Below are 17,945 nucleotides of genomic sequence, written 5' to 3'. Positions count from 1 at the left end.
TTTGATGTGGTGAAATATCAGCGGCAGTCGGTGAGCAATTTGCGCATCAGCCGGCATTCGATGCCGATTTCTTGATTCAGCGGCAGCATGGCTTCGCCAAGGGGGCGGTAGCCGTTGAGCAGGTAAAACGGTTCGGAATTGAGCGAGGCATAGAGCTTGAGCATGCCCAGCCCGTGTTGGTAGACCAGCTCTTCGGCGCGGCCGAGCAGGGCGGTGCCGAGGCCTTGGCGCTGCACGAAGGGGTGCACATACAGGGCATCGAGCTGGGATTCTTGCAGATTAAGCTGGAAGAAGCCTTGGATGTGGTGCTTGAATTCGATCACCCACAAGAGCTTGCGCTCGTCTTCGAGAGTGTCGAGGTAGCTGTCGGGGCTGAGCAGGGCAAGCCAGGCTTGCAGCACGGCTTCGCTGTAGTTGCGGGCGCAGGTGTAGCGCACGGCGTATTGGTGGGCGTTGTAGATATGCTCGCAATCTTGGATGCGTGCCGGACGCAGGTGGGTAATCAGGCTCATAACGGGCAGGTGGGTGCGGTGAAACTGGCGGAATTATATAGCTTGTCCAAATTATATAGCTTGTCCAATAGAATAACCAATTGGCTTGGGCAATCGGGGATATAATTAGGGCTACCTGAACCCTGCATGAGCCAAATCAACTAAAACTCAGGTGCACTAATTTTCAGGTAGCCTTTAAGCCCCACCCCACCCATCAAAAGGAATCCTTATGCCCTCTCATCTGAAAAGCTGGCTGGCCGTGTGCCTGCTGCCGCTGTTGCTGGCCTTGTGGTTTGCGCTGAATCCGGCGCACGATGCCACGGGCTATTTGCTGCACGGGGTGGTGATGTGCTGCGCCTGTGTGTTTCTGCTGAAATATGTGCTGTTTGCATTGGTGTCGGCGCATTTGCGCCAGGATGCGGCAGCCAAGCGGCGCGCTTTGCTGCAATTGTTGCCGTTGGCCGTGTTCGGCGGCTATGTGGCCTATTATTTTATTCGCTGATTTTTTCTTATTTTTTTATTGCGTTAATTCTGATGAACTCTCCTGCTTCTTCCCGCCTTTCCGATAAACAAATGGCGCTGCTCATGGCCGCAATGGCGGCGGTGATGCCGTTTTCGATTGATACCTATCTGCCCGCCGTGCCGGCGATGGCGGCCAGCTTGGGCGTGGGCGAAACCGATATTCAGCAAAGCCTGAGTATTTTTCTGGTGGGGCAATCGGCGGGCGTGCTGCTGGGCGGTGTGTTTTCCGATTTTAAAGGGCGGCGGCCGGTGGTGCTGGCCGGGCTGGGGGTATACCTTGTGGCCAGCTTGGGGCTGATTTTGCTGCAAACCCTGCCGCAACTGATGCTGCTGCGTATGCTGCAGGCTTTTGGCGCGGGCATGGTGGCGGTGAGCGGCGGGGCGATTGTGCGCGACCACTACGAAGGCCGCCGCGCGGCGCAGATGTTTGCGCTGATCGGCGTGATTATGATGGCGGCGCCGATTTTGGCGCCGATGGTGGGCTGGCTGATGCAAATAATCGGCGGTTGGCGCGCGGTGTTCGGCTTCCTGCTGGGCTATGCCGCGCTGGTGTGGCTGCTGCAATGGCGTTTCCTGCCGGCCAACCGCCCCGCCGCCAAGCCGGCGGGTTCGCCGCTCTCGATTATTTTCACGGGCTACCGCAGCGTGTTTGCCAAGCCGCAATCGCTCGGCTTTCTGTTTTTCCAGTCGTTCAGCTTTTCTTCTATGTTTGTGTTCCTCACCGAATCGCCTTCGGTGTATATGAAGTTCTACGGCCTGAGCAACGGCTTCTACACCCTGCTGTTCGGCCTCAATATCGTGACCATGGTTTTCTTCAACCGCATCACCGCCTGGCGGCTGAAAAGCGGCAGCGAGCCGGCCAATATCCTGCTCATCGGCATCGCCGTGCAGTTTTGCGCCAACTTCCTGCTGATGCTGCTTTCCCAATCCACCGCCATGCCGTCCTTGTGGCTGTTTGCGCCTTTAGTGATGGTATCGGTGGGCACGCAGGGGCTGGTGGTAGCCAACACCCAGGCCTGCTTCATGGGCTATTTCAAAGCCGAAGGCGGTAGTGCCAACGGCGTGTTGATTTCCAGCCAAGTGCTGATTGGCGCCGCCATGGGCTTCCTCACCACCCAGCTGCACGACGGCAGCGCGCGCATCATGCCCGCCATGATGCTGGCCTCCACCCTGTGCGGTAGCGCATTGCTGTTTGCCCTGTCGCGGCACGTGTGGCTGGACAAAGCCCGGCAGTAAGCGGAAAGGCTACCTGAAAGCCGCCATCCTCTTTTCAGGTAGCCTATTCTCCCTGCAGCAGGCTACCTGAAACCCATCTTAGAAAGGCATAACATGAGCAAAAACAAAGGCAAACACCAAGGCAAACTCGACACCCTCTGCCAACTCCCGCCCGACATCCCCGCCATTAAAGCCTACCTCAAAGAGCTTAACGCTCAAGCCCGGCATGTGGCCGCCAACAGCAACGATTATCCCAAGCAAACCATCAGCGCCGACGTGTGGCGGGATGGCTACCAAATCGTGAACACCGCCCGCACCCTGGCCGAATGGCTTGAGCAGCAAAGGCTTTACGAGCTTTTGCCGCAAGCCATTGAATGCTGGGGCACCGCCGCCTTCGCCGTGGTTTCCCACTACCGCGCCGAAATCGGCCCCTTCATGCACGCCGCGATGCGGCTGCAAAAACGGCGCGGCAACAGCCAAGCCGTACAGGAAATGTGCTGCGCCATACTGGGCGATTTCACCCTCCTGCTGGAGGGCGCCGAAGACCTGCTCGCCGACGGCTGCACCGACCCGGCCGATTATCAGGAATACAGCGAACTGACCGCCATCTCCTACCTCGACCTCGCCGCCCGCCTCCTTGCCGAACACGGCGACAGCGAAGCCCAAGCCATCCGCCAACGCCTCCAACGCCTGCCGCAATATTGGGCAACCCTGAAGCTGTAGTTTCACGTTTAAAGGCTACCTGAAAAATACTGACTGCTTTGGGGCTAAAAGCAGCTGTAAAACGGCAGCAATATCCGCCCTGTTGCCTATTTATTCCGTTTTCAGATAGCCTCTTCCTTCTTACCGCCACTACTAAGGAAACTGCCATGCCTCAAGCCTTTCTCGACCAACTCGAAGACCTTATCCGCGCCGATTTCGCCGAACAAGACGGCATGGCGGAAGAACTCCTCTCAGGTGAGCCTGTATCCGAGGCCGAAATTGCCGTCGCCGAACAAGAGCTCGGCACGTCCTTCCCCGCCCTGTATCGCGCCTTGCTGCTGCGTTTCGGCACAAACTGCTATCTGGGCATAGAAATCGACGATTTGGCGCAGGTGGTAGAGAACACAAAATGGGTGCGCCGCCACTTCGCCGAACACGAAACCCTGCCCGCCGGACTGCTGCAACAGGGCATCGCTTTCGCGGGCGACGGCAGCGGCAACTACTTCATGCTGCACGAAGGCGCGGTATGGCTGCCCGACCACGACAGCGGCGAATGCATTCGGGAAGCCGAAAGCCTCGAAGCCTTCCTGCTGACTGCCAACGGCGCGGATTAAGCAGCAAAAACAGGCTACCTGAAACCATTTGGCGTTTCAGGTAGCCTTTGCTTTGGCCGGCTATTCTATAAATCAGCCTGTTCGCTCGCGGCCTTCTCCACCATAAAGTCGATAAAACTGCGCACTTTTGCGCTTAAGAGTTTGCGCTGGGTGTAAACGGCATAGAAGGGGACGGGGGCTGTTCGGTGGTCGGGCAGCAGACGGCGCAGGCGGCCGGTTTGCAGGTCGGCGCGCAGCAGCCATTCGGGCAGGTAGCCGATGCCGGCGCCGGCGCACACCAGCTGGTAGAGCATTTGGGTGTTGTTGCTGTGTATGGCGGCTTGCAGCTCGATGTTGTGGCTTTCTCCCCGGCCTTGCAGGGTGAGGGCGGAAACGTCGGTGTAGCTGGGCAGGATGGCTTGGTGTTGTGCCAAATCCTGCGGGGCGGCGGGCGTGCCGTGTTCGGCTAAATAGGCGGGCGCAGCCACCAAATGGAAATCGATTTTGGCCAGGGCGCGGGCAATCAGGTTTTCGGCCGGCTGTTTGGAGAGGCGAAGTGCCACGTCTTCGCCGTCTCCGTCTAAATTCACGCTGTGGTTGGTGAGCGTGAGGTGCAGCGATACTTCGGGATAACGGCGGCGGTATTCGGTAATCCAGCCGGCAAACACGGGATTGGCAAACCACACGGGGATGCTCACGCGCAGCCGGCCCTGCACCCGGGCGGTGCTACCGGCGGCGCGGGCGGCGGCCTGTTCGAGGAGGTCGAGCGCGGAGAGGCAGTCGCGGTAGTAGGCTTCGCCCTGCTCGGTGAGGCTGAGGCGGCGGTTGTTGCGGTAGAGCAGGCGGGCATTCACGCTTTTTTCCAGGTGCGCCACGTGTTTGCTGGCCATGGGCACGGAAATATCCAGCTGCTCGGCGGCGCGGGTGAAGCTGCCGCTGTGTACCACTTGGCAGAACACTTTCATGCTTAATAAGGTATCCATGTTTTCTCTTTGGGAGAAACTGTATTGCTGAATTGGCTGTGTTTTCGCTATTGGGAAATGATTATACTGCACACGTACTTTCAACTGACATTGGTTTCACGCATTAAGAGGAAAAAATCATGAATGCAAATTGGGAAAATTGCCGCAGCATGGTGTTGTCGGTATTGCGTATCGCGGCGGGCTATATGTTTATGCTGCACGGCTCGGCCAAGCTGCTCGGCTTGCCGCACGTGGAAATGTTTGACGGCTTGCAGCTCTTCTCGCTCTACGGCGTGGCCGGTATGCTGGAGCTGGGCGGCGGCCTGTTGGTGTTGCTCGGTTTGTTTACCCGCCCGGCAGCGTTTATCCTTTCCGGCCAGATGGCGGTGGCTTATTTCATCGGCCACGTTTCGGGCAAAGGCCATGCGCTGATTCCGTTTATGAACGGCGGCGAAGCAGCCGCGCTGTTTAGCTTCGTGTTCCTGTATCTGGCGGCGGCTGGCGGCGGCAAATGGTCGCTGGATGCGCTGCTGTGCAAGAAGCGGCAGCGGTAATGTTGCGCTTCGTAGAAACGCGTTTCAGGTAGCCTTAACGCTCAAGCAGGCTACCTGAAAAAAGGAGCCGGGTTTGCCCTGGCTCCTTTTTGTTTACTATAAAAGATGCAGCACTTTGCTGCTGAAGGTATCCCGCATCGTTAAGGCAGCCATATCCGCCTCCCGAAACGTGGTTTTCTCCCCTTCAAAGGCATATTCATAAATCTTTCGATTCAGTGCATCGAAGAAATAGCCGTAGAAACAGTCTTCTCGGTTTTGATCCTCCACAAAGTCGGTAATGTGGATGTGCTGTTCATCTATGCCCAAATAATCTTTGATTTGCTGAAACTGGCAGGGAAACTCAAGTGGAAAAGCCTGCGTGAGGTCTCGGATGTCTTCCAGGAATACTTCGTTGGGAATATCTTCTAGTTCCATAGCTTCTGTTTTTCTTCATTCGCGCGGCAATACCCTGCCTACGACTTAATCAGCCGCCGCAGCGAATCGTGGCTGTGCTTAATATCGGCAATCAGGCGGTCGTATTGGCGCATGCGCCGCATGGAGCGGGCAATCAGATAAATGCCGAACACCGCCAGCCCCAAATTGATGGCTACCACCAACATGAGCAAAGGCCATACTTCCATCACGTTATACCACCTGGAAGTGGCAATCAGCGCGCTGAAAATGGAAAGCGGCAGCGCCAACACGGCAATGCCCGTGCGCATCACCGAAAGCGCGGTGCGCTTTTCCGAGAGCAGCAGCTGCACTTTGTTGATGCTGAGGATGTCGTTTTGTTGTTTGGGAGACATGGCAGGCTACCTGAAACGTTGGTGTTGATGGCATAGCAAGTTTTGTCTGCTACCCATACTAGGATTACTAATTAAGGCTACCTGAAAGTTTCAGGTAGCCTTTTATTTTGGCTCAACCAGGCAAACTATTTATTGGCCAACTTATCTGCTGGTGCAGCAATGGCTTTTTCTGGGGCGCTGCCGGCGGGGGGAAGGGTGGCGTTGCCAACGTTGCGATCCATGCGGATATCACCGGTGTAAACGGCGCCGTCTTCCACTTGCAGGGATTGGGTACGGATATTGCCGGTTACGCGGGCATTGGGTTTGAGGTGGAGTTTTTTCACTTCGATCAAGCCTTCGGTTTTGCCGAATACAATCAGATCGCTGCCGCGGATGTCGCCGTTCACCGCGCCTTTGTCGCCAACGATGACGGTGCCGCCGGCTTGTACGTTGCCTTGGATTTGACCGTCGATTTTCACCGATTGCTGGCTCAGGATGTCGCCCTGAATCCGGCATTGTGCGCCGATGATGGTGTCGATGGCGCTGGTGGAGTTGCTGGGTTGGGAACGGTCTTTTTTATCTTTAAACATGGTTGTTTCTCCGCGGATTGAATGGAAATGGTATACCTCGCAGCTTTATTTTGCGAGGCTGAGGAAGGTGGCAGGGTCGTGTGGCTCGTTGTTGAGGCGCACTTCATAATGCAGGTGCGGGCCGGTGGAGCGGCCGGTAGAGCCGATTTTGCCGATGAGGTCGCCGGCTTTAACCGTTTGCCCGGGCTGCACGTCGATGTGCGACAAATGGCCATACACGGTACTGTAGCCGTAGCCGTGGCGCACTTTCACCACTTGGCCGTAGCCGTTCATGGTGCCGGCAAATTCCACTGTGCCATTGGCAGTAACGCGCACGGGGTCGCCTACATTGCCGCGAAAATCCAAGCCGTGGTGGAACTCGCTGCCTTTGCCGCTAAACGGGTTATGCCTAGGGCCGAAGCCGGAAGAGAGCCCGCCTTGCGCAGGGCGGCCAAGCGGCACGTTGTTGGCAGCTTTAAGCAGATTTTCAATAGTTTGGCTGAATTCGGGCGTATCGGCTGGCGGCAGAATATTGCGCGGGCCGCCGGCTTGGCTGATGGGTTTGCCGGGCTCGGATGAGGCAGCCGGTTTGGGAACGGGCACGTTTGCGCCGCGCTGGCGTAAGTAGTTTTGCAGGTCGGCCACAGCTTTTTCGGATTGGGCAAGCTGGTTCAGTTTGGCAGTAACTTCGGCGGAGCGGGCTTCTTTCAAGTCTTCTATTTGCTGATTGAGCGCTTGAGTTTGCTGTTGCTGTTGCGCAAATTGGTTGTAGCTTTGGTAGTAGTGCCAACCCAAAGCCAGCAGGGCAGCCAACAGCGCCACCGTGGCCAGGGAAAGGCCGATGATGGTGGGTTTGATGGCGCGCAGCCGAGATTCAGCGATAACGAAAGTATCGGTGCGGTGCTCGTCCAGCACCATCACCGTAACAGTTTTCTTTTGCTTATCCATTGATTTACATAGTAAATGAGTGATTACTCAAGTTTGCATTGTATTACAAAATGCTATCGTTTGGCAAAAACAAAACTATCATTTAGCGGGTGGTTTGTGGTTGGACAATCGGCGGCTTTCAGGTAGCCTCATGCCCATGCGTGGCTTATCTTGCCGGTTTCGCTATACAATCAGCCAGCGCAATCTAGGAAAGCAAATGGGCAATTTTTTTCACACTATGCGGCAGATACAACGGGATAAAGAACAGCTCGACCGTAACGTCATGCAGGCTTTATTTAGTTTGCCCGTATTTTGGCTGTTCAGTATGCTGCTGGCTGCCGGATTGGGTATGGGCGCATTGGTAACTTCGGCCGAGTTGCATAAGCGGCAGCGGCAGTTGGGCGTTCCGGTAGCCTATACGCATCATGCCGCCGCTGAGCTATGGCGGCGTCAATGGTATGACGATGACGACAACCTCCACGTAGTCGGCAGCATTCGTACCGCCGAAGGCCAACCGCTTAATTTGGATTGCCGCAACTTGGCCGATCCGTTGTGCCAATATGATGAAAACATTTGGCAGCGCGAAGAAAACCTATCCGTGCAAAATATCACCCAAGCCCATTGGCTGAGCTACCATGTGATTACCGAGCTCGCCTACACCAAAGACGGCAACGAGCGGCAATATCGCGCCGCCTTCAGCCCGCAGGAGGAAACCGAAAACTGGCGGCTGTATGCCCGCTTGTGGACACGTGCTGCCACCGTGGCCGGAGCAGGCTGGCTTGGGCTCAGTATTGCTTGGTATCGGCGTGCCAGACGGCGCAAAAAGGCATAGCAAAAGGCTACCTGAAACCTTCTTCCTGTTTCAGGTAGCCTGCCCCGCCGCCTTTCTTTTAAAATACAGCATTCCGCTTTTTCATTGTTTTTCATGCGTCTCACCCACATCAAACTTGCCGGCTTCAAATCTTTCACCGACCCCACCACCATCCACGTGCCCGGCCAGCTGGTGGCCGTAATCGGGCCCAACGGCTGCGGCAAATCCAATGTTATCGACGCCGTGCGCTGGGTGCTGGGCGAAGCCTCGGCCAAACAGCTGCGCGGCGAGAGCATGCAAGACGTGATTTTCAACGGCGCTGCCACCCGCCGCCCCGCCCCCCGCGCCTCCGTGGAGCTCGTGTTCAGCAATGCCGACGGCAGCCTGCATGGTGCATGGGGGCAATACGGCGAAATCAGCATCCGCCGCCAGCTCACCCGCCAAGGCGAATCCAGCTACTACATCAACGGCCAGCAAGTGCGCCGCCGCGACATCACCGACCTTTTCCTCGGCACCGGCGTCGGCGCGCGCGGCTACGCCGTGATCGAGCAGGGCATGATTGCCCGCATCATCGAAGCCCGCCCCGAAGAATTGCGCGCCCACATCGAAGAAGCCGCCGGCGTATCCAAATACAAAGAACGCCGCCGCGAAACCGAAAACCGCCTGTGCGACACCCGCGAACACCTCCAACGCCTCGGCGACTTGCAGTCCGAACTCGGCCGCCAAGTGGAAAAACTCCAACGCCAGGCCGCCGCCGCCGAGCGCTACCGCAGCCTCACCGCCGAACTCAACCAGGCGCAAAACCGCCACGACTTCGCCCAATGGCGGCACACGCTTGCCGCCGCCGATCGCGCTGCTGCTGAACACGAACGCGCCCGCCAGCAGCAAGACGAGCTTGCCCGGCAAAACCAGGCCATGAACGATGCCGTACAAGTGTTGCGCCAAACCGAACAGCACCAGCAGGCCGAGCAATACCGGCTCAACCAGCAGCACGCCCTGCTGCGCGAGCAAACCGCCCGCCTCGAAGAGCAAATCCGCTCGCGGCAGAGCCAACGCCAGCGGCTCGAACGCGAACAGGCTGCCACCCAAGCCACCATCCAGAAAATCGACAGCGAACACGCCGAGCTGCAACAGCAGCACGCCCAAGCCGAACAGGCCGCCAAGCAGCAGCAGATGCAGCTCGAACTGCTGACCGCCGAAGCCGTCGCCCTCGAAGAGCAACTGCCCGAGCTCGAAGCCGCCCAGCAGCAGGCTGCCGAACAGCAGCAAAGCCGACACAACGAAGCCGCCCGCCTCCGCCGCGAGCTCGCCCTGAAGCAGCAGCAGCTGCAACACAGCCGCCAAAGCATCAGCCGGCTGCAAGAGCGCCAAGCCCGTTTGCAGCAGGAAGCCGCTGCCCTGCAAGGCGATGCCGGGCAGGACACCGCCGCCGCCCAAGCCCGGGCCGACACCCTCGCCGCCCAATACCAACAAGGCGAGAAGCAACTGCAACGGCTCGAAGAGCAAACAGGCTACCTGAAAACCGCCCTCGCCGCCGCCCGCGAACGCGAACAGGAGCACGAACGCCGCATCCTCGCCGCCGAAGCCGAGCAGAAAACCCTCGCCGCCCTGCTGGCCGACACCGCCCGCCACAACTTCTGGCAGGGCAGCGAACAAGCCGATGCGTCCGCCCTGTGGCAGCACATCCGCGTGCCCGAAGAATGGCAGGGTGCGCTGGCCGCCGTGCTCGGCGAGCGGCTCAACGCCCGCGCGCTGCCCGCTGATTTCCAGCCGCCGTCGCCGTTGCCCGAATCCCCCGCCGCCTGGTTCGACCGCGAAGCCCACGCCCACCGCGCCGCCAGCCCGGCTCAGGCGCTGATTCACCAAATCCAGGCCGAGCCGCCTTTTCAGGTAGCCTTAGCACACTGGCTCGAAGGTATTTTGTGTGCGCCTAATTTGGATTACGCGCTGGCGCAGCGCAGCCGCCTCGAGCCCGGCCAAGAATGGCTCACCCCGCAAGGCCACCGCATCGACCGCCTCGGCGTGCTGCTGCACCATGCCGACGGCGGCAACCGGCAAATACGCCACCGAGCCCGCCACGACGAAATTGTTGCGGCACTGGCCGAATGGCAGCCGCAGTTTCAGGTAGCCCGAGTCGAAGCCGAAAAACTGGCGCAGCAGCAAGCCCAAGCCGAAACCGAGCTGCGCCAAGCCCAAACCGAACAACGCCGCCTCGCCGCCGAGCTGTCCGCCGCCCAACAGCAGGCCGGTGCCCTCGCCGCCCGCGCCGCACAAGCCGGGCAACGGCGCGAACACATTGCCCAAGAACAGACACAGCTGGCGCAGGAGGCGGAAGAGCTGGCGTGTGCTGCCGAAATTCTGGCCGAAGAAGCCGTCTCCCTCGAAGACAGTCTGCCCGAGCTGGAAGCCGAAAGCCGCGCCCAAGCCGAACACAGCCAACAGGCGCAGCAAGCCCTGCGCCAAGCCCGCCAGGCCGTGCTCGAAGCCGACCGCCGCCGCAGCGCCGCCGAAATCGAAGCCCACCGCCAAACCCAGCAGCTGCAAAACCTCGCCGCCCGCATGGCCGCGCTGGTGCAGCAAAAAGCCGATTGGCAGCAGCGCCAGAGCGAGCTCGCCCTCACCTACGCCGAAGACAACGAAGACGAGCAACGCCTGCAGTTGGAAGAACTGGCCGAAGCCGCCTTCACGCTGGAAGAACAAATCCAAGCCGCCGCCGCCGAGCTGGCCGAAACCCAAGAGCAGGGCAGGCAGCAATACGCCCGCCAGCAAGCGCTGGCCGCCGAGCTGCCGCAGTGGCAGCAGGCCGCCCAAACCGCCCTGTTGCAACAGCAGGAAGCCCTGCTCAACGCCAAACATTTCCACGATAACTTATTGGCGCGCCAAGCCGATATCGCCGCGCTCGAAGCCGAGCAGCAGGCAGGCTACCTGAAAACCGACTGGCCGCAGCAAATCGACAGCATTTCCCGCCGCATCCAAGCCCTCGGTGCGGTGAACCTGGCCGCCCTCGACGAACTGGCCGAAGCCCGCGAGCGCGACGGCTACTACCAAAACCAACGCGCCGACCTGCAATCCGCCATCGCGCTGCTGGAAGAAGCCATCGCCCAAATCGACGGCGAAACCAAACAGCGCTTCCAAGCCACCTTCGATGCCGTGAACCAAAAAGTGCAAACCTTCTTCCCCACCCTGTTCGGCGGCGGCGAAGCCAGCCTGCACATGGTGGGCGACGATTTGCTCACCGCCGGCGTATCCATTATGGCGCGCCCGCCCGGCAAGAAAAACAGCACCATCCACCTGCTCTCCGGCGGCGAAAAAGCCCTCACCGCCATGAGCCTCGTGTTCGCCCTGTTCAGCCTCAACCCCGCCCCCTTCTGCCTGTTGGACGAAGTGGACGCCCCGCTCGACGATGCCAACACCGCCCGCTTTTGCAATCTGGTGAAAGAAATGAGCGCCCAAACCCAGTTCCTGTATATTTCCCACAACCGCCTGACCATGGAAATGGCCGAGCAGCTTATCGGCGTTACCATGCAGGAAAAAGGCGTATCCCGCATCGTGGCGGTGGACATCAAACAGGTGCTGGAAATGGCGGAAACCGATTGAAATTAAAATTTCAGGTAGCATCACCCTTGGCTGGGGCTACCTGAAAGCCGATAAGGCAGACAAAATAAAATGTCGGCACCCTGCCGACACACCCCAAAGGCTACCTGGAACATGGAATCCATCATCGAACTGCGCCACCTCAAAACCCTGCTCGCCCTGGCCGAAACCGGCAGCGTTTCCCTTGCCGCCAAGCGCGTGTTCCTCACCCAATCCGCCTTGTCTCACCAAATCCGCGCCTTGGAAAACCACTTCGGCACGCCGCTGTTCGAGCGCAAAACCACCCCCCTGCGTTTCACACCCGCCGGAGAGCGGTTGTTGCAGCTGGCGCGCGAAGTGATGCCGCACCTGGCTGCCGCCGAGCGCGACCTGGCGCAGATTGCCGGCGGCGGCGCGGGCGAGTTGCGGCTGGCGGTGGAGTGCCACACCTGTTTCGACTGGCTCATGCCCGCCATGGGCGACTTCCGCCCGCTGTGGCCGAAGGTGGAGCTCGATATCGTGTCCGGCTTCCAGGCCGATCCGGTCGGGCTCTTGCTGCAACACCGCGCCGATTTGGCCATCGTGTCCGAAGCCGTGCCGCAGGCGGGCATCCGCTACCAGCCGCTGTTTGCCTACGAAATGGTGGGCATCTGCGCCCAAGATCATCCCCTGGCGGCTAAACCCGTGTGGCAGGCGCAGGATTTCGCCGCCGAAACCCTGATTACCTATCCCGTGCCCGACGATATGCTTGATTTGCTGCGCAAAATTCTGCTGCCCGCCGGCATCAACCCGCCGCGCCGCCACAGCGAGCTCACCATCGCCATCATCCAGCTCGTGGCCAGCCGCCGCGGCATCGCCGCCCTGCCGTATTGGACGGTGATGCCCTATCTGGAAAAAGGCTACATCGTCGCCCGCACCATCGGCAGCCCCCCGCTCACCAGCGAGCTCTATGCCGGTATGCGCAGCGACGACACGCATAAAAGCTACCTTGATAACTTCTGCCAAATCATCCGCGACCGCGGCTTCGCCGATTTGCCCGGGCTGAGCGTGTTGGAATAGCGGTGTAGTGGGAAGGTTGGCTGAAATAAGGTGTTTGCAGAGCTGAAAATCGGTAGCCAAGAGCAGCTATGCTCGGGAGTACGCCGGAAATACGAGGCATATTCTCAATATTTTGGTGCAAGCGGAATTCAGGGGTGTGTTTAAAAGGTGGCGTAATGGATAGAGGTAGCTCTTTAAGAGACAAGATCTATATAAATGCGGTGTTGTCTACTGTTAATCTGATTAGCAGCAATGTGAATCTAATCGAGGTGTATATTGATGCAGAAAAGGAAATCATCGAATTCCATTTTTCATTAAGTCACATTAATAACGTAGAACTAGGTCTAATCCAAGATATTGTCGATGGCTATATTGATGCCAACACGGATGCTGCCGGAGAGGGGGTAAGCTATTAGTTTGATTTCAAAATGTTTATTTCTGAAAATGGAAATAGCTTATCCCGAGCAGATAGGCGATATATACCGATTTATGGGAAATGTGATGCTGAGTATTTTAAAGCAAGAAATAATGACGATTATGTTGAAGAATATGTGAAAAAGAGAATAGTGTTTTTATAATGATTTGCAGATAAAAATACTGCCAAACGATGCTAGTGCTTTCTATGTCAGAAATGTCTGTAAGGTTGAGTTATATAACTATCTGTTGTAGCGTTAAATCTTGCCTGAAATCAATCGGGTTGCTTAGAGGCTAGCCTTCAGGTAGCCTAATCTTTCCCGCTATAATCCCCACCTTTACTTTCTACTCCCGACGCCCACCATGACCCAGCCCAGCCCCGAATATACCGCCCAGCTGCAACAAAAAGCAGGCTACCTGAAACAGCGTTTTGCCGAATTTTCCCCGTCGGAATGGCAGGTGTTTGCTTCGCCTGAAAAGCATTACCGGATGCGTGCCGAATTTCGGGTTTGGCACGATGGCGACAACATCAGCTATGCCATGTTCGAGCCAGGGCAGAAGGCCGGTTCGGCCTCGTTGCGCCGGATCGATTCCCTGCCTGCCGCGTCTGCCGCGATCAATGCTGTGATGCCCCGGCTGCTGGCTGCCGTGCAGGCCGATCCGCTGTTGCGGGAGCGGTGGTATCAGTGCGAATTTTTGTCTACTCTGAGCGGCGATATGCTGGTGGGCATGATTTACCACAAGCGGCTGTGCGGGCAATGGCAGGCTGCGGCGGCGCGTTTGCAGCGCGAATTGGGCATCATGATTATCGGCCGCAGCCGCGGGCAGAAGCTGGTGTTGGCGCAGGATTTCGTTACCGAACGCTTGCATGCCGACGGGCGCGATTGGCTCTACCGCCAATACGAAGGCGGCTTCAGCCAGCCCAATGCGCTGGTGTGCCAAAAAATGCTGGATTGGGCCTGCGGCGCGGCGGCGGGGCTGGGCGGCGATTTGCTGGAGCTCTATTGCGGCAACGGCAATTTCACTCTGCCGCTGGCGCGTTATTTCCGCCGCGTGCTGGCCACGGAATTGTCGAAAACCTCGGTGCAGGCGGCGCAGTGGAATATTGAGGCCAACGGCGTGGCCAACATCCGCCTGGCGCGGCTTTCCGCCGAAGAGTTCACCCAGGCCTACCACGGCGTGCGCACCTTCCGCCGCCTGCAGGAGCAGGGCATCGAGCTGGCGGATTATGCGTTTTCCACCGTGTTTGTCGATCCGCCGCGCGCCGGCATAGACGATGCCACCTTGCGCCTGCTGCAGAATTTCGACAACATCATCTACGTTTCCTGTAATCCGGAAACCCTGCACGCCAATCTCACCACGCTCACACAAACCCACCGCATCGAACGCGCCGCGCTGTTCGACCAATTCCCGTTTACGCCGCATATTGAGAGCGGGGTGTTGCTACGGCGGCGGTAGGGCTGCTGCGGCAAAAGGAAAAGGCTACCTGAAACTTTCAGGTAGCCTTTTATATGTGCTGCGGCTGCCTGTTTGGTTTGTCATTGGTGTTGGCGATATAATCAAGCTCTTCCCAACAACCGACTCAAAGGAGTTTCATCATGGCAAAAACCATCATCCATACCGACCACGCCCCCGCCGCCATCGGCGCTTATTCCCAAGCCGTGCGCGCCGGCGATACCATTTATTTGAGTGGCCAGATTCCGCTGGTGCCCTCCACCATGCAGGTGGTGGAAGGCGGCTTTGCCGAGCAGACCCGCCAAGTGTTTGAAAACCTCAAAGCCGTGATTGAAGCCGCCGGTGGCAGCTTTGCTGATGTGGTGAAACTCAACGCCTACCTCACCGACCTTTCCAACTTCGCCACCTTCAACCAAATCATGGGCGAATACTGCCACGAACCCTTCCCCGCCCGCGCTGCCGTGCAGGTGTCTGCCCTGCCTAAAGGCGTACTGGTGGAAGTGGAAGGCGTGGTGGTGCTGAACGCCTAAGCATATAGAGGCTACCTGAAAACTGTTGCAGCTTGCGTTTTCAGGTAGCCTTTCGCTTTGCCCGATCCACTATAAATAACCCCTAACACAAACATCATGGCACACTACGCAATCGGCGACCTGCAAGGCTGTTTCGCCGAATTTCAAGAACTGCTCGCCCACATCGGCTTCAACCATGGCCGCGACACCCTTTGGCTGGTGGGCGACATCGTTAACCGCGGCCCCCAATCCCTCGACTGCCTGCGCTACATCAAACAGCACGAAAGCAGCATCCGAACCGTGCTCGGCAACCACGACCTACATCTTTTAGCCATCGCCTATGGCCACGGCAAGCTCAAGCGCAGCGATACCGTGGGCGACATTCTCGATGCTCCCGACCGCCAAGTGCTGCTCGATTGGCTGCGGCACCAGCCCCTGATGCTGCAACACGGCAACAACCTGATCGTGCATGCCGGCATTTGGCCGCAATGGGCGGCCGAAACCGCGCAGCAGCGTGCCGCCGAAGTGGCCGCCGCCCTGCAAAGCCGCCCCGATTGGTTTTTTGCCCATATGTATGGCAACAAGCCCGATAGCGACTGCGCCGATAACGAAACCGAACGCCTGCGCTTTGCCACCAATGTGTTCACCCGCATGCGCGCCCTGCACCGCGACGGCCGCATGGATTTCGACTATAAAGCCACCTTGCCCGAAATGCCATCCGACCTCATGCCCTGGTTCCGCGCACCCAACCGGCAAACCCTTGGCTGTCAAACTATATTCGGCCACTGGTCGGCACTCGGCCTGTATCGCGGCGAGCAGGTATGCGGCATCGATACTGGCGCGCTGTGGGGCGGCCAGCTCACCGCACTGGATTTAGACACGCAGCAGATTTTTCAGGTAGCCTCCAAGCAGCCCAAGAAGTTCGGCTAAAGCATTGTTGACACATGATTTAATGTTTATTAACACGAACAGGCGGGCAAGCATGGCGGGCTTTTGTTACAATGCGGCCTGTTCGTGCCTGCCTGAAAGTTTATCGCAGCGCGGTTCCCAACCAATTGAAGGAGTTCCTATGAACAGCAAATTAGTCATCCCCGCCGCCATCGCCGTATTGGCACTGAGCGCCTGCTCCAGCAGCAAAGCCCCTGAGGGCAATCAGCCGCAAACCCAGCAGGGTCAGCAAGCGCAGCAAGGCAACGGTGAAGCTACTGCTGCCATTGGCAAGATTCAGGTAGCCCAAGTGGACAGCATCGACAAAACCGTAGAAGTGCACTACACCTGCCAAGCCGGTAACGGCCAGCAGCAAAAAGTGAGCGCCATGTATGGCATCAAGAGCGATACCTTGGTGGTAACGCAGCTGAAAATCAACGATAAAGTTTCCCCCGGCCTGTGGCGTGTGCTCAACGACAGCAATGGTCAACAGCAAAACAGCTACTACAGCAACGGCGTGATTTGGGTAACCGGCAAAGCCACCCCCGCTACCGTGGCCCGCACCAATGCCATCGGCCTGCTGCAGGCACAGAGTGTGGATGATGCCGGCAACCCGGTAAACCTTACAACTGTGCTGGAAAACTGCCAAGTGAGCCGCCAAGCCACTCCGGCTCATGGCAACCGCCAGCAACGCCGCCGCTAAGCCGGTGTGATGGAAATGGAAAAGCTGCCTTAATGGGCAGCTTTTTTTGTGGGAGAACAGGCTACCTGAAAGGGTATGGATGGTTTCAGGTAGCCTGTGGTTATGGTGAGTTGGCTTCGATTGATGCTCGTCGCTCGTCATCTTGTATCGAAAAATAATTTAAGGGGCTGTCCTAGATAACTAGGTTAGACTATCTTTTACCATTTGTTTTAACATGGCAATTTGAGATTTCATTTCATTGTTGTTAAATCGCCATTCGCACTCTTTCAAATACAGTTCGAAATGCTTTTTCGGAATGCCGTTGAATTTACGCAAATGGCGTTTGGCCTGACTCCAGAAGTTCTCAATCCCGTTAATGTGGTTTTGCCTGTCTGCAAAACAGGTGCGGTGATTGATGCGCAAGTGGTTAAACTCGCTAACATCCAATACATTGTAGGCACTGTGGCAATCAGTATAGACCACACTGTCCGGCCTTACCTTCTCCCGGATAATCGGCAGCAGGGTAGCCGACTGAGTATTGGCCACGGTAATGGTGTAAACCTTACCGTTACGCTTCAACAGTCCGAATACCACCACTTTTCCGGCTGCTCCGCGACCGCGTTTGCCTTTGCGGCAGCCGCCAAAATAGCTTTCATCTGCTTCTACTTCGCCATCAAACATTTCCAAGTGTTCGCAACGATTAAAGATAAGCAAGCGTAAACGGTGAAAGTAGTAGGCAGCGGTGTTTTTATTGACTCCGGCCAATTCGGCGGCAGTACGGGCGGTTGCTCCTGCAACGAACAATTCGATCAGTTTGTTTTGAACGGGCTGGCTGAGGCGACTTTTTCTCATAGGAATATTTTAATCAATTTTGAATATTCCTGGTTATCTAGGACAGCCCCTAATTTAATCCGCCATAGCTTGTTCAATACAGGTGATTTGGGCGGCGGTGATTTTTAGGAACATGCCGGCATTGAGCATGATCTCGGCGTGTTCTGCGTATTGAGTCAGGGTTAGTTCGGGCACGAAATAGGGAAACAGGCCATCTTCAGGATCGCAGTAATCGAAATACTGATTGGTTTCCAAGATGATGCCCAAGATGCCACTGCAATGGATACGGCCGATGTTTTTGCCTGTGATGGTATCAGTGAAGTGTAAATCGACATCTCGTCCGCTAGGGGAGAACTCGATTTTATATAGGTTGGAATTACGGAAGAGGGTGTGGGTATGCAGCATG

The 17,945-nt window shown here is 57.4% G+C and carries 21 protein-coding genes; 13 read left to right on the top strand and 8 right to left on the bottom strand.

Annotation, left to right across the window (positions count from 1 at the left end):
• Nucleotides 1-17 precede the first annotated feature (17 nt).
• Entirely contained in the window at nt 18-512 is a 495-nt protein-coding gene (locus CKV94_RS03965) for a GNAT family N-acetyltransferase (protein WP_003823603.1), read from the bottom strand.
• Nucleotides 513-720: 208 nt separating this feature from the next.
• Here CKV94_RS03965 and CKV94_RS03960 point away from each other — a divergent pair, with 208 nt between their 5' ends.
• From CKV94_RS03960 to CKV94_RS03945, 4 genes are all read left to right on the top strand, one after another.
• Nucleotides 721-993, top strand: a complete 273-nt coding sequence (locus CKV94_RS03960; RefSeq protein WP_003823599.1) for a hypothetical protein — start codon at nt 721-723, stop codon at nt 991-993.
• A 71-nt stretch (nt 994-1,064) separates the two neighbouring features.
• Nucleotides 1,065-2,249 carry a multidrug effflux MFS transporter gene (locus CKV94_RS03955; RefSeq protein ID WP_003823597.1) on the top strand — a complete coding sequence of 395 codons (1,185 nt, stop codon included), beginning with the start codon at nt 1,065-1,067 and terminating at the stop codon, nt 2,247-2,249.
• A gap of 93 nt (nt 2,250-2,342) precedes the next feature.
• On the top strand, nt 2,343-2,951 hold the full coding sequence (locus tag CKV94_RS03950) for a hypothetical protein (RefSeq protein ID WP_035580555.1): 609 nt from the start codon (nt 2,343-2,345) through the stop codon (nt 2,949-2,951).
• A 146-nt stretch (nt 2,952-3,097) separates the two neighbouring features.
• On the top strand, nt 3,098-3,544 hold the full coding sequence (locus CKV94_RS03945) for an SMI1/KNR4 family protein (RefSeq protein WP_003823595.1): 447 nt from the start codon (nt 3,098-3,100) through the stop codon (nt 3,542-3,544).
• 65 nt (nt 3,545-3,609) lie between these two features.
• On the opposite strand, the gene CKV94_RS03940 is transcribed toward CKV94_RS03945, so the two are convergent.
• Nucleotides 3,610-4,506 carry a LysR family transcriptional regulator gene (locus CKV94_RS03940; RefSeq protein WP_003823594.1) on the bottom strand — a complete coding sequence of 299 codons (897 nt, stop codon included), beginning with the start codon at nt 4,504-4,506 and terminating at the stop codon, nt 3,610-3,612.
• A gap of 119 nt (nt 4,507-4,625) precedes the next feature.
• Here CKV94_RS03940 and CKV94_RS03935 point away from each other — a divergent pair, with 119 nt between their 5' ends.
• Complete coding sequence (locus tag CKV94_RS03935) at nt 4,626-5,039, top strand: DoxX family protein (RefSeq protein ID WP_035580552.1); 414 nt, start codon at nt 4,626-4,628, stop codon at nt 5,037-5,039.
• 96 nt (nt 5,040-5,135) lie between these two features.
• Here CKV94_RS03935 and CKV94_RS03930 read toward each other — a convergent pair whose 3' ends face one another.
• The 4 genes from CKV94_RS03930 to CKV94_RS03915 all read right to left on the bottom strand — a co-directional run bounded on the left by CKV94_RS03930 (nt 5,136) and on the right by CKV94_RS03915 (nt 7,320).
• Entirely contained in the window at nt 5,136-5,453 is a 318-nt protein-coding gene (locus CKV94_RS03930; protein ID WP_003823590.1) for a hypothetical protein, read from the bottom strand.
• 38 nt (nt 5,454-5,491) lie between these two features.
• Nucleotides 5,492-5,824: a hypothetical protein gene (locus CKV94_RS03925; protein ID WP_003823588.1), complete on the bottom strand. Its 333-nt coding sequence runs from the start codon at nt 5,822-5,824 to the stop codon at nt 5,492-5,494.
• Between the two features lie 125 nt (nt 5,825-5,949).
• On the bottom strand, nt 5,950-6,393 hold the full coding sequence (locus CKV94_RS03920) for a bactofilin family protein (protein ID WP_003823587.1): 444 nt from the start codon (nt 6,391-6,393) through the stop codon (nt 5,950-5,952).
• A gap of 45 nt (nt 6,394-6,438) precedes the next feature.
• The gene (locus CKV94_RS03915; RefSeq protein WP_003823586.1) at nt 6,439-7,320 is read right to left on the bottom strand and encodes a M23 family metallopeptidase; all 882 of its coding nucleotides are present in this window, start codon (nt 7,318-7,320) and stop codon (nt 6,439-6,441) included.
• A 196-nt stretch (nt 7,321-7,516) separates the two neighbouring features.
• On the opposite strand from CKV94_RS03915, the gene CKV94_RS03910 reads away from it, so the two are divergent.
• From CKV94_RS03910 to CKV94_RS03875, 8 genes are all read left to right on the top strand, one after another.
• Nucleotides 7,517-8,131, top strand: a complete 615-nt coding sequence (locus CKV94_RS03910) for a hypothetical protein (protein WP_003823585.1) — start codon at nt 7,517-7,519, stop codon at nt 8,129-8,131.
• A 93-nt stretch (nt 8,132-8,224) separates the two neighbouring features.
• On the top strand, nt 8,225-11,707 hold the full coding sequence (gene smc, locus CKV94_RS03905; protein WP_035580549.1) for a chromosome segregation protein SMC: 3,483 nt from the start codon (nt 8,225-8,227) through the stop codon (nt 11,705-11,707).
• A gap of 111 nt (nt 11,708-11,818) precedes the next feature.
• Nucleotides 11,819-12,742: a LysR family transcriptional regulator gene (locus tag CKV94_RS03900; RefSeq protein WP_003823581.1), complete on the top strand. Its 924-nt coding sequence runs from the start codon at nt 11,819-11,821 to the stop codon at nt 12,740-12,742.
• 68 nt (nt 12,743-12,810) lie between these two features.
• On the top strand, nt 12,811-13,137 hold the full coding sequence (locus CKV94_RS03895; RefSeq protein ID WP_231934028.1) for a hypothetical protein: 327 nt from the start codon (nt 12,811-12,813) through the stop codon (nt 13,135-13,137).
• Nucleotides 13,138-13,498: 361 nt separating this feature from the next.
• Entirely contained in the window at nt 13,499-14,593 is a 1,095-nt protein-coding gene (trmA, locus tag CKV94_RS03890; RefSeq protein WP_003823579.1) for a tRNA (uridine(54)-C5)-methyltransferase TrmA, read from the top strand.
• Nucleotides 14,594-14,733: 140 nt separating this feature from the next.
• Nucleotides 14,734-15,120: a RidA family protein gene (locus tag CKV94_RS03885; RefSeq protein WP_003823578.1), complete on the top strand. Its 387-nt coding sequence runs from the start codon at nt 14,734-14,736 to the stop codon at nt 15,118-15,120.
• 96 nt (nt 15,121-15,216) lie between these two features.
• A complete protein-coding gene (locus tag CKV94_RS03880) occupies nt 15,217-16,029 on the top strand; it encodes a symmetrical bis(5'-nucleosyl)-tetraphosphatase (protein WP_003823577.1) in 813 nt (270 codons plus the stop codon).
• 139 nt (nt 16,030-16,168) lie between these two features.
• Nucleotides 16,169-16,729, top strand: coding sequence for a hypothetical protein (locus CKV94_RS03875; RefSeq protein WP_050754446.1), 561 nt, complete (start codon nt 16,169-16,171; stop codon nt 16,727-16,729).
• 180 nt (nt 16,730-16,909) lie between these two features.
• Here CKV94_RS03875 and CKV94_RS03870 read toward each other — a convergent pair whose 3' ends face one another.
• Together CKV94_RS03870 and CKV94_RS03865 are read right to left on the bottom strand one after the other, a co-directional pair.
• Nucleotides 16,910-17,560 (bottom strand): IS1595-like element ISEco1 family transposase, encoded by a 651-nt coding sequence (locus tag CKV94_RS03870; protein WP_095114594.1) that lies wholly within the window; start codon nt 17,558-17,560, stop codon nt 16,910-16,912.
• Between the two features lie 54 nt (nt 17,561-17,614).
• The gene (locus CKV94_RS03865; RefSeq protein ID WP_003823574.1) at nt 17,615-17,944 is read right to left on the bottom strand and encodes a hypothetical protein; all 330 of its coding nucleotides are present in this window, start codon (nt 17,942-17,944) and stop codon (nt 17,615-17,617) included.
• Nucleotide 17,945: the final 1 nt, after the last annotated feature.

It is taken from the genome of Eikenella corrodens, from assembly GCF_900187105.1.
In the GTDB taxonomy this organism is placed as follows: domain Bacteria; phylum Pseudomonadota; class Gammaproteobacteria; order Burkholderiales; family Neisseriaceae; genus Eikenella; species Eikenella corrodens.
This window is presented reverse-complemented; position numbering and strand designations above follow the sequence as displayed.

Excerpts from the sequence above, each read along its gene's own strand:
- CKV94_RS03965 (WP_003823603.1), bottom strand. The coding sequence starts at position 512 with ATGAGCCTGATTACCCACCTGCGTCCGGCACGCATCCAAGATTGCGAG.
- CKV94_RS03960 (WP_003823599.1), top strand. The coding sequence starts at position 721 with ATGCCCTCTCATCTGAAAAGCTGGCTGGCCGTGTGCCTGCTGCCGCTG.
- CKV94_RS03955 (WP_003823597.1), top strand. The coding sequence starts at position 1,065 with ATGGCGCTGCTCATGGCCGCAATGGCGGCGGTGATGCCGTTTTCGATT.
- CKV94_RS03950 (WP_035580555.1), top strand. The coding sequence starts at position 2,343 with ATGAGCAAAAACAAAGGCAAACACCAAGGCAAACTCGACACCCTCTGC.
- CKV94_RS03945 (WP_003823595.1), top strand. The coding sequence starts at position 3,098 with ATGCCTCAAGCCTTTCTCGACCAACTCGAAGACCTTATCCGCGCCGAT.
- CKV94_RS03940 (WP_003823594.1), bottom strand. The coding sequence starts at position 4,506 with ATGGATACCTTATTAAGCATGAAAGTGTTCTGCCAAGTGGTACACAGC.
- CKV94_RS03935 (WP_035580552.1), top strand. The coding sequence starts at position 4,626 with ATGAATGCAAATTGGGAAAATTGCCGCAGCATGGTGTTGTCGGTATTG.
- CKV94_RS03930 (WP_003823590.1), bottom strand. The coding sequence starts at position 5,453 with ATGGAACTAGAAGATATTCCCAACGAAGTATTCCTGGAAGACATCCGA.
- CKV94_RS03925 (WP_003823588.1), bottom strand. The coding sequence starts at position 5,824 with ATGTCTCCCAAACAACAAAACGACATCCTCAGCATCAACAAAGTGCAG.
- CKV94_RS03920 (WP_003823587.1), bottom strand. The coding sequence starts at position 6,393 with ATGTTTAAAGATAAAAAAGACCGTTCCCAACCCAGCAACTCCACCAGC.
- CKV94_RS03915 (WP_003823586.1), bottom strand. The coding sequence starts at position 7,320 with ATGGATAAGCAAAAGAAAACTGTTACGGTGATGGTGCTGGACGAGCAC.
- CKV94_RS03910 (WP_003823585.1), top strand. The coding sequence starts at position 7,517 with ATGGGCAATTTTTTTCACACTATGCGGCAGATACAACGGGATAAAGAA.
- smc (WP_035580549.1), top strand. The coding sequence starts at position 8,225 with ATGCGTCTCACCCACATCAAACTTGCCGGCTTCAAATCTTTCACCGAC.
- CKV94_RS03900 (WP_003823581.1), top strand. The coding sequence starts at position 11,819 with ATGGAATCCATCATCGAACTGCGCCACCTCAAAACCCTGCTCGCCCTG.
- CKV94_RS03895 (WP_231934028.1), top strand. The coding sequence starts at position 12,811 with ATGCTCGGGAGTACGCCGGAAATACGAGGCATATTCTCAATATTTTGG.
- trmA (WP_003823579.1), top strand. The coding sequence starts at position 13,499 with ATGACCCAGCCCAGCCCCGAATATACCGCCCAGCTGCAACAAAAAGCA.
- CKV94_RS03885 (WP_003823578.1), top strand. The coding sequence starts at position 14,734 with ATGGCAAAAACCATCATCCATACCGACCACGCCCCCGCCGCCATCGGC.
- CKV94_RS03880 (WP_003823577.1), top strand. The coding sequence starts at position 15,217 with ATGGCACACTACGCAATCGGCGACCTGCAAGGCTGTTTCGCCGAATTT.
- CKV94_RS03875 (WP_050754446.1), top strand. The coding sequence starts at position 16,169 with ATGAACAGCAAATTAGTCATCCCCGCCGCCATCGCCGTATTGGCACTG.
- CKV94_RS03870 (WP_095114594.1), bottom strand. The coding sequence starts at position 17,560 with ATGAGAAAAAGTCGCCTCAGCCAGCCCGTTCAAAACAAACTGATCGAA.
- CKV94_RS03865 (WP_003823574.1), bottom strand. The coding sequence starts at position 17,944 with ATGCTGCATACCCACACCCTCTTCCGTAATTCCAACCTATATAAAATC.